Genomic DNA, 9,053 nt, shown 5'->3' on the forward strand with positions numbered 1-9,053 from the left:
GCACAAATCAAAAACATAAAGTTACTCTATGAAAAAAGTAAAATTGATTACTCTTGGACTGATACTAGCCGGTACTACTGCACTCACAGGTTGTAAAAAAGAAGGCTGCACTGATGCTAACGCTGTAAATTATGATTCAGCAGCAAAAAAAGATGATAATTCCTGTAAATACGAGGGACGCGTTGTGTTTTGGCATGGACAGGAAACATCCCAAAATTTGTCATTGACAGGTACAACTTCTCTTCTTTACTACGTAAATGATGAGCTCGTTGGATCATCAGCTGCTTCAACATTCTGGACGGGAGCACCGAGTTGTGGAGCAGACGGAACAGTAACCGTTACAAAGGATCTCGGAATTGCAAAAAACAAAGGATATTCTTATCGTGTGGATAATCAAGGAGGTTTCACAATTTGGTCAGGCACAGTAAATTATACGGCTAATAATTGTGAAGCTGTAGAACTTTCACTCTGATACTTCAACAAAAATACAGAAAGCTGTTGCCTTTTGGTAACAGTTTTTTTATTTAGAAAAGGGTTACCCGTTGCAAAAGCTCACTCTTGTTAGATTCACTCAGTGGAATTTCTTTCCCGCTGATTGTTACAGATTTAGGTTCTATTTTTTCTATTTTTTCCAGATTAACCAAAAAAGAACGGTGAATACGCATAAAGTTATTTCCGGAAAATTTTTGCTCAACACTCTTTAAGGTCTGACTGACAATATGTTTTCCGGACCCTGTATGAATAACACTGTAGTTATCCAGTGCTTCCACATACAAAATGTCACCAAAATCTAACCGGACAAATGCATGCTTATCTTTTAAGAAAAAAGATGAATTTACGGACGATAGTGACTCACTTTTCTCATTTCCCATTTCTCCATCGTAGTAATTAAATAAAGCGATTCCGATTGTAGTTTCCAGATCCTTCAATGTATAGGGTTTCACAATAAATCCGGCCGGTCGCGTATAACGGACTCGTTCCAGTGTTTTTGCATCCGTATTTGAAGAAATAAAAATCAGGGGTAGGCTATACAACCTGTTCACCTGATTGGCTAAATCTATTCCATCCAAAGCTCCGTGGATATTAATATCCAGCAACAATAAATCAATCGTATTATCTGCCTGCAAAAGATCCAGTGTCTCAGCCGCTTCATCGGCAATGAATGCAATCTGGTAGCCCAAATCTTCAAGCGATTGTGCCAGATGATCTGCGATCAGAGCTTCATCTTCTACGATACCGATTCGGATGGGTGTTGAATTATTCAATTATTCTGTACTTTTTTATGTTGAACCTGAATGCTGTGCCGCTGTTCGTTTCAATAGTCAGCTCTGCTTTCAATTGTCGGCACAACGAATTTATCATTTTCATTCCAAACGAGGTCGAAGTAGAATCCGGCGTTGTTCTATCCATACCAACGCCATCGTCTGTTAGTATCAACTCCAACACTTCTCCTTTTTTCCGGAACCGGATAGTGATAGTACCTGAATCTCTATCCTGAAAAGCGTATTTCATCGCATTGGTAACCACTTCGGTAACAATTAATCCTATTGGTATGCTCGTGTCAATATGCAGTACTACCGGTTCAATCTCTGTTCTAAGAACAATGGTTTGTTTCTTGTTCATCGATTGCAGAATACCCTCACATAACTGCTTCAGGTACTCGTCCATCCGGATACCATTAATGTTCTCTTTTGTATACAGTTTCTGATGAATCAGCGACATGGATTGCACCCTGTACCTACTGTCTTCAATCGCTTTGAGTGCTTTTTCATCACTCAGATTACGCGCCTGAAGATCCAGAATGCTGCTAATCAGTTGCAGATTGTTTTTGACACGATGGTGTACCTCTCCTATCATCGTTTCTTTCTGATGAAGATTTTCCTGTATTACGGCATTTCTCTCTTCAAGCAGAATTTCGTTTCTTTTCTTGACCCGGTACGCAAAATAAAGAATACTCAGCAACAGAAATATTGTCAGTGTTATTCCCACAAACAAGTTGCGTTGCTGTGTTTTTTCCTCAAGATCCCGGTCTTTTTGCTGACGCATTTTCTCCAGCTCCTGTTTTTCCAATTCCTGCTGCGCTATAACTTTGTCCTTCTTTTCGGACTCATACAATTCCTGCATTTGGGCAATCCGTAGGTTTTTATCTTCATTTACCAATGAATCACGTAAGTCTGTGTACTTTTTCTGATGGATATATGCCTGTTTATACTCTCCCTTCCCGGCGTACAAACCTGCTAACATTTCAAACCCGTATTGTAACCGTTCACGTGCCCCGCTTTTCTCTGCCAGTTCAATTGCTTTCTTCGTGTGAAGAATTGCCAGATCTATCTTTCCGGATTCAAAATAACAATTGGCCAGACTGTAATGAGTGGTAAATTTTATTTCCGGATTACTCAGGTTTCTGCTATACGTCAATGATCGTTCGTACGTCCGAATTGCTTTTGTGTACTCTTTTTCAGCAAACTCAAGTTTCCCTATGTTATTAAGTACGCTCGCTATTCCGGAAGAATCATTCAGTGATTCGTATACTTCCCTCGCTTCATGATACATCGAAAGTGCCTGAGGAAAACTATCAATGTACGTATACACAACACCGATATTAATCAACGTACCGGCCACACCTTGGGGATCTCTCCGTTTCCGGTCTTCTTCCAACGAAAGGGTATAATATTCCAATGCTTTCTTGTAATTGTACTGATAAAAATAAGCGATGCCCAGATTGTTGTATGAAAAGGAAAGATCTTCGGGATACATCCCTTCCTGTATGCGAATGGCTTGTAGCAACAATTCAATAGCTTTGTCCGAATTTCCTTTCAGGTCTTCCAGGACTCCTAAATACGAATACAAACGGGCTTCTTCTTTTTTGTCCCTTTCCTGAATCGCTGTTGCTGTGTAATTGGAAAGCAATTGATAAACACTGTCCGGACTCTCATACCTCCTCGACCAAACGTCTTCAATTTTCTGATGCAGATCCGGTTGAGCAATACTCTGAATTACTCCTCCAACTAATACTATAAAAAACAGCAGGATTCTTTTCATGTACAGTCCCTTATGCATCCGGGTAAATATACTAGATATTTCGAAGTAGGAAAAAAGCGATAGAATAACCGGACAAACCTGTAAATAATCAGGAAGACCTTCTAGGTCTTCCTGATCCACAAACAACTGCATTCCGCCGGAGTGGCAGAACTACTCTACTACCGTCTTAACTATCGGATCGGGCTTTCTACCTGATTCCAATTAGTCTCGCGTTGGCGACACGAATATATAAAAACATTTTACAAAAAGATGAAATTTATTGTAACTATTTTTTCACTAAAAAACTAGAAACGCCCCAAACAAACCATAATAACGACATTAAACCAATCATTTAAAAATTTATTACACATAACAAAAACGTGCAAAAACTGTCTTTAACTCCCTTTATTAGCTATTTCGCTTTTCCAGTCTATTTTTATTCCCACAGCTCATTTTTTTAAAAGAAAAAGCTACATTTGTGCATGTAATTTATATTTAGACTAAATAACAATAATGGAATTACAATGCTGAATATTCATTTCAAAATTCCGATCTTTATAGATCAACACTCTCAAAAGAGTACTGGAATTTTTTAGTAAAGAAAGGACATATGGAACATAATCATCACAGTCACAACCACCACCACTCGACCGGGAACGGAATGAAAACTGCTTTTTGGCTCAATGCAAGTTTTACTGTTTTGGAACTGGTCGGAGGAATTTTATCCAACTCAACAGCTATCATCACGGATGCAATCCACGACTTTGGAGACACCATTGCTATCGGAAGTGGTGTCTGGCTTGAAAAACTTTCCAAAAAGGGGAGAAACCCAACTTATAGTTATGGCTTTAAACGCTTTTCGCTACTTTCCGCTATTCTCTTATCCGGATTCCTGTTAACCGGCTCCTCCATTATGCTCGTAAAATCAGCTCTGGATTTGTTCTCTCCCAAAGTAGTAGATGATCAACTCATGTTGGCTATGGCGGTTATCGGAATTGTGGTAAACGGGATTGGTTTCTGGCGCATTTACAAAGAAGAGCGCAACCACGGAAACAACTCCAAAGCCGTTATGCTCCATTTACTGGAAGATGTACTGGGCTGGGTAGCCGTACTAATCGGGAGCACTATTATTTATTTTACAGGTTGGTATTGGATTGACCCACTACTTTCCATTCTTATCGCACTTTTTATTATTTCACGTACAATTCCTAATCTGGTAGCATCAGCAAAAATATTTCTCCAGGCAGTTCCGGATGATGTGCTAGTAGAAAATATTCAAAATGAAATTCTTTCAGTAAACGGAGTACATACAATCCATGATGTCCATATCTGGACGATGGACGGAGATTACCATGTAATGAGCCTGCATATTGTGCTGGAAGAAAAAAATGCCGAACAAGAAGCCTCTATTCTTCAACAAGTTGTCAGTATTGCCGAAAAATATAATGTGAAACATCCCACTATTCAATTTGAAGCGAGCGACTACAACTGTCGGTTTGTGAATTGCTAATCCACTCAATAAAAATTAAATAGTCATGAGTAAACAAAATATACCAACTATTCGGGCAGAACTGTATGTATCACGAAAAGAATACATCACACCGCACTATATCCGCATTTTCCTCACCGGAGAAGATGTTCCCCAATTTGCCAATACAACAATAGGTGTCAATAATAAAATTATGATCCCGCCGAAAGGTGTAAACCAAATACATTTTCCTGATTTAGACTACGAAAAAATGGAATGGATTCAACCACCTGAAGAACTCCGACCTTCTATCCGTACATATACACATCGTGGGATTGATCTGATCACCAACGAAATCTGGATTGATTTTGTCGCACATGGTGACGAAGGCCCTGCTTCTGCCTGGGCAATTTCCGCCCAAAAGGGTGATGTATTGGGTGTACTGATGAAAGACGGAAAAGGTGAATTGTATCCCCAAACAGAAAATTATGTGTTGATCGGTGATTCGACCGCACTTCCGGTACTTTCAGCAATCCTGGAAAGTTTGCCTCCAAGGGCCAAAGGAATCTGCATGATCGAAGTTCATGGTAAAGAAGATGAACAAGTGATTTCCACAAAAGCAGCGATTGAATTTATTTGGTTGCACAATTCAAATCCTCAGGCGGGTAGTAAGCTGGCAGCAGAAACAAAACGACTTGTATTACCCGAAGAGAACCGCTTCGCGTATGTTGCAGCCGAATTTTCTTCTGTTAAAGAAATTCGCTCTTATCTCCGAAAAGAAATGGGTTGGCAACGGGAAGAACTTTATGCCTACTCGTATTGGAAATCAGGTGTGGCAGAAGACCAATCCGTACAAGATCGTCAAAAAGAGAAAGAATCAGTTTAGAAAACCAAAAATGGACAAACAAAAGCAGATTATCCTAACGGAAAAAATGCCACGCGTAATGTGGCAAATGTCATGGCCAGCGATTATTGCCATGGTATTGTATGGCATGAACAATTTTCTAGACGGCATATTCGTCGGTCACCTCATCGATAATACAGCTCTAGCTGCAGTTGGTGTAGCCTATCCACTGGCACAATTCGCGCAAGGATTCGGAACTTTAATTGGAACAGGGATCGGTTCTGCGATTAGTATTTGGATTGGTGCTAATGAAAAAGATAAGTTAAACAGGGCTTTCGGAACCGTAAATTATCTAACGCTGGTCTTTTCTATTCTCATTACCATACCGTGTTACATTTTTGCCGATGAGTTACTTTATATGATGGGAGGACGGGGTGAAATACACACCTTAGGAGTAGAATATTTCAAGGCAACCATCCTGGGAAGTTTTTTCTGGATACATGGATTAGCTCTCAATATGATTATTCGCGCTGAAGGACGAATGAAAACGGCGGCGTGGATGATTGCTGTCGGACTGATAGTTGACGTAGCCTTAAAACCAATATTTATTGAAACCTTTGGCTGGGGAGTAGCCGGAGCAGCCTGGGCAACTAACTTGTCTATGATTATCTACACACTATTAGGCGTTTGGTACTATACCAGAGGTAAATCGTCTTTCCAGACACTTTTTTGGTCGCTAAAAAAAGATAAGGCGATACTGAAAGAAACACTATCTCTGGGGATGCCCGGGTTTGTGATGATGATCATGATCGTTATTCAGAATATTGTTGTCTTCAATGCTCTCGCAAAATATGGGAACGAAATGGACATAACATTTTTCACCGCGGTCAATCGTTTCTATATCCTCCTGAACACTCCTCTTTGGGGACTCATGCGTGCATTGCAGCCTGTTGCGGGAATGAATTACGGAGCTAAAAACTACAGAAGAAGTATCAGCGCTTACCGTCTATTTTCATTTACGGGATTACTTATCCTTTTTCCCTTTTGGCTCTTCGTTATGATATACCCCTCTCAGGTAATGGCAGTTATGATTCCCGACACTCCCTTTTCTATTGAACAACTGACTGATTTCCGTATTTACATGAGCATCCTGTTAGCACTTCCATTTGTTTTTATGGCTATGGTTTGGTTTCCGGCCATTAACAATGCGCGCCCAGCAACTGTAATAAGTATTTTGCGACAAGTCGTCTTTTACATCCCAATATTACTTATTGTCCCACCACTCTATGGTGTTAGCGGCATTTATATAGCAAGTGCAGCCATTGACTGGGTTATTTTCGGGATGGTTATTTATGCTTTTTTCCGAAACTCCCGCAAACTTACTCTAGCTGAATCTACTGCGCAAAATAAATTAGACTTTTAACTGATATACAGGACTAAAATCCACCAACATGGAAGAAAAAACAGACTTTAGTGAACTCTCGAAACAATTACGCTGTCCCGCGGGAGAATATGCAAAAGAAGTTGGGGACAACATGTTCCTATCGAATGGTAATATGATCTTTACCACTATAAATAGTCTCGCATTGGGAAACCAATCTATTATTCTTGAAATAGGGTTTGGAAACGGGAAGCATCTCCCCGGGTTATTCTCAACAGCAGAGAATTTATCGTATACCGGAATTGATATTTCCCGTGCGATGGTCGATGAAGCAATTGCGAACAATCAACCATTGGTAACGACAGGAAAAGCACAATTTGAACAAGTTGACGGTTCAGGTACTTTACACTTTCCCGATTCCTCCTTCAGTCATTGTTTTACGACAAACACACTCTATTTCTGGGAACATCCCCAACAGCATTTCGATGCGATTTTTAGGGTACTGCAACCTGGTGGAACATTTGCTCTGGCCTTTGTCGAAAAGACGTTTGGTGAACAGCTACCTTTTACGCAAAGTGAATTCACTTTTTACGAAAAAGAACAGGTAGAAGTGTTTCTCCAAAAAGCAGGTTTTCGGGAAACCCATTGTCATACGTATTTAGAAGAGACGCAAAGTAAAGACGGCCAAAAAGTGAACCGACCCTTTCTGATTCTGGTGGGAAGAAAATAACCAATAGTTTCTTTTGCCATGCAAATACACAACAAGGTTGTTTCATTTTAAAAGAATTTCAATAACTTGCGGTTAAACCAGTTCGTTATACATGTTCACTTGTAAACAAACATTTGTCGCATTAGTCATTACGGTTTGTGTACCGTTTCTACTCACTGCTCAACAGGCAGATGAGTCGGCAAGATCCCTATTCCATTATCCCTGGCTCAACAAACAATTACCTGTTTCGGAGCTAACTACTTACGATGGAGAAAAAACGAAGCTGTTCGAACCGGAAAGCGCCCGGTTCTATGTGTTTAATTTTTGGTTCTCGTCCTGTCCTCCCTGTTTGAATGAAATAAGTTGGCTGAATCGCATTGAGCAGGAGTTTAAAGACAAAAACATACGGTTTATTGCCGTCTCATTTGATGATAAAGAGACACACAGCGAAATCATCCGTCAACATCCTTTCTCCTTCGAACAATTTTATCTCGACCGGAATGAAATTTATACTAATCAATTGGTCATGGGATTTCCGACAACTATCATTACGGATGAAAAAGGAACGGTGTTATACAGTAAAGCCGGAGGAGCTGCAGATGAAGAAGGAGCGAAAAAAATCTATTTTTTGCTCACCGAAGAATTAAAAAAGTATAGTAATGACGAATAAAACCAGATCAATACACTGGGTTCTATTATTTGTAGGTTGTATCCTTCTTTGCCGAACTGTGAGTTATTCCCAGACAGGTGATTACTACAATTATTCCGATGAAAAACTGGAACTGCAATCCGGGTATCTTCAGGAATCCATTACCTGTCATTTTCACCTGCCTGAGACATACGCTTCTTCAGATTCATCAACGCGTTACCCCGTTGTCATCCTGTTTGACAGCCAGCATGAAAAAACTTATCCTCACCTTATTAACGGAATTGATTTGCTGACCAGTGAATCACAATTTCCCGAAGCAATCATTGTCGGAGTTCCATTTACGCGGCAAAACCGCTATTACTTCACTTCTGCTCACAAAAACAAGGGAGACAGCCTTTCCGGGATAGAGCGAATGTCTTCCTTTATTTTTGATGAACTTGTCCCTCACCTTCGGGATCAATACAAAGGGAATGATTTTCTGGCTTTAATCGGACATTCGCGAACCGCATTCCTCACCAATTATTTACTCGCACAAAACAATTCGGACGTAGACTTGGTAATTGCTGCCAGTGGATTTTACAACAACGAACCACTGGGAACAGAAACCATGAAAAAGTTCCTTTCGGGAGCAGCCAACTTTTCTTCTCCGGTTCGGTATTACTTTTCTGCCGGAACTTCTTTAGAGGAAAAAATCTACTACGATCAGTGCTCTGAAATTGCAACATTTCTGCGTGAACAACCCAACTCTCCCCTGCTGAACTGGCAATTCATAGAAAATCAGTATGCCAATCACATGCCGAATTACTGGCTTACTGTGCCCGTAGCGCTCATGGACGCTTTTTCAGCGTACAACTTTATTCTGAATAACTGGTTTTCCATTACCAATGGAAAAGAAAGCCCGGAAAACCCGATAGAACAATTTAAGAACGATCTGGAGTACTGTTCGAAACAGCTCGGCTTTCGGGTCAATCCCGGCTTAAC

The 9,053-nt window shown here is 40.3% G+C and carries 9 protein-coding genes; 7 read left to right on the top strand and 2 right to left on the bottom strand.

Going from position 1 to position 9,053, the window contains the following annotated elements:
• The first annotated feature begins 28 nt into the window (after positions 1-28).
• The gene (locus AC4PL9_RS13610) at positions 29-472 is read left to right on the top strand and encodes a hypothetical protein (protein ID WP_491605294.1); all 444 of its coding nucleotides are present in this window, start codon (positions 29-31) and stop codon (positions 470-472) included.
• Positions 473-524: 52 nt separating this feature from the next.
• On the opposite strand, the gene AC4PL9_RS13615 is transcribed toward AC4PL9_RS13610, so the two are convergent.
• Together AC4PL9_RS13615 and AC4PL9_RS13620 are read right to left on the bottom strand one after the other, a co-directional pair.
• Positions 525-1,265 (bottom strand): LytR/AlgR family response regulator transcription factor, encoded by a 741-nt coding sequence (locus AC4PL9_RS13615; protein WP_491605295.1) that lies wholly within the window; start codon positions 1,263-1,265, stop codon positions 525-527.
• A complete protein-coding gene (locus AC4PL9_RS13620) occupies positions 1,258-3,042 on the bottom strand; it encodes a histidine kinase dimerization/phosphoacceptor domain -containing protein (RefSeq protein WP_491605296.1) in 1,785 nt (594 codons plus the stop codon). The genes AC4PL9_RS13615 and AC4PL9_RS13620 overlap by 8 nt, the downstream gene beginning before the upstream one ends.
• Before the next feature lie 589 nt (positions 3,043-3,631).
• Here AC4PL9_RS13620 and AC4PL9_RS13625 point away from each other — a divergent pair.
• The 6 genes from AC4PL9_RS13625 to AC4PL9_RS13650 all read left to right on the top strand — a co-directional run.
• Entirely contained in the window at positions 3,632-4,531 is a 900-nt protein-coding gene (locus AC4PL9_RS13625; protein ID WP_491605297.1) for a cation diffusion facilitator family transporter, read from the top strand.
• Between the two features lie 25 nt (positions 4,532-4,556).
• The gene (locus AC4PL9_RS13630; RefSeq protein ID WP_491605298.1) at positions 4,557-5,375 is read left to right on the top strand and encodes a siderophore-interacting protein; all 819 of its coding nucleotides are present in this window, start codon (positions 4,557-4,559) and stop codon (positions 5,373-5,375) included.
• A 10-nt stretch (positions 5,376-5,385) separates the two neighbouring features.
• On the top strand, positions 5,386-6,756 hold the full coding sequence (locus tag AC4PL9_RS13635; RefSeq protein ID WP_491605299.1) for an MATE family efflux transporter: 1,371 nt from the start codon (positions 5,386-5,388) through the stop codon (positions 6,754-6,756).
• A 28-nt stretch (positions 6,757-6,784) separates the two neighbouring features.
• Positions 6,785-7,444, top strand: a complete 660-nt coding sequence (locus tag AC4PL9_RS13640; protein ID WP_491605300.1) for a class I SAM-dependent methyltransferase — start codon at positions 6,785-6,787, stop codon at positions 7,442-7,444.
• Between the two features lie 91 nt (positions 7,445-7,535).
• Positions 7,536-8,093, top strand: coding sequence for a peroxiredoxin family protein (locus AC4PL9_RS13645; RefSeq protein ID WP_491605301.1), 558 nt, complete (start codon positions 7,536-7,538; stop codon positions 8,091-8,093).
• On the top strand, positions 8,083-9,053 hold a 971-nt coding region (locus AC4PL9_RS13650; RefSeq protein WP_491605302.1), incomplete at its 3' end, for an alpha/beta hydrolase-fold protein. The genes AC4PL9_RS13645 and AC4PL9_RS13650, both read left to right, overlap by 11 nt.

This window comes from Wandonia sp., assembly GCF_984588085.1.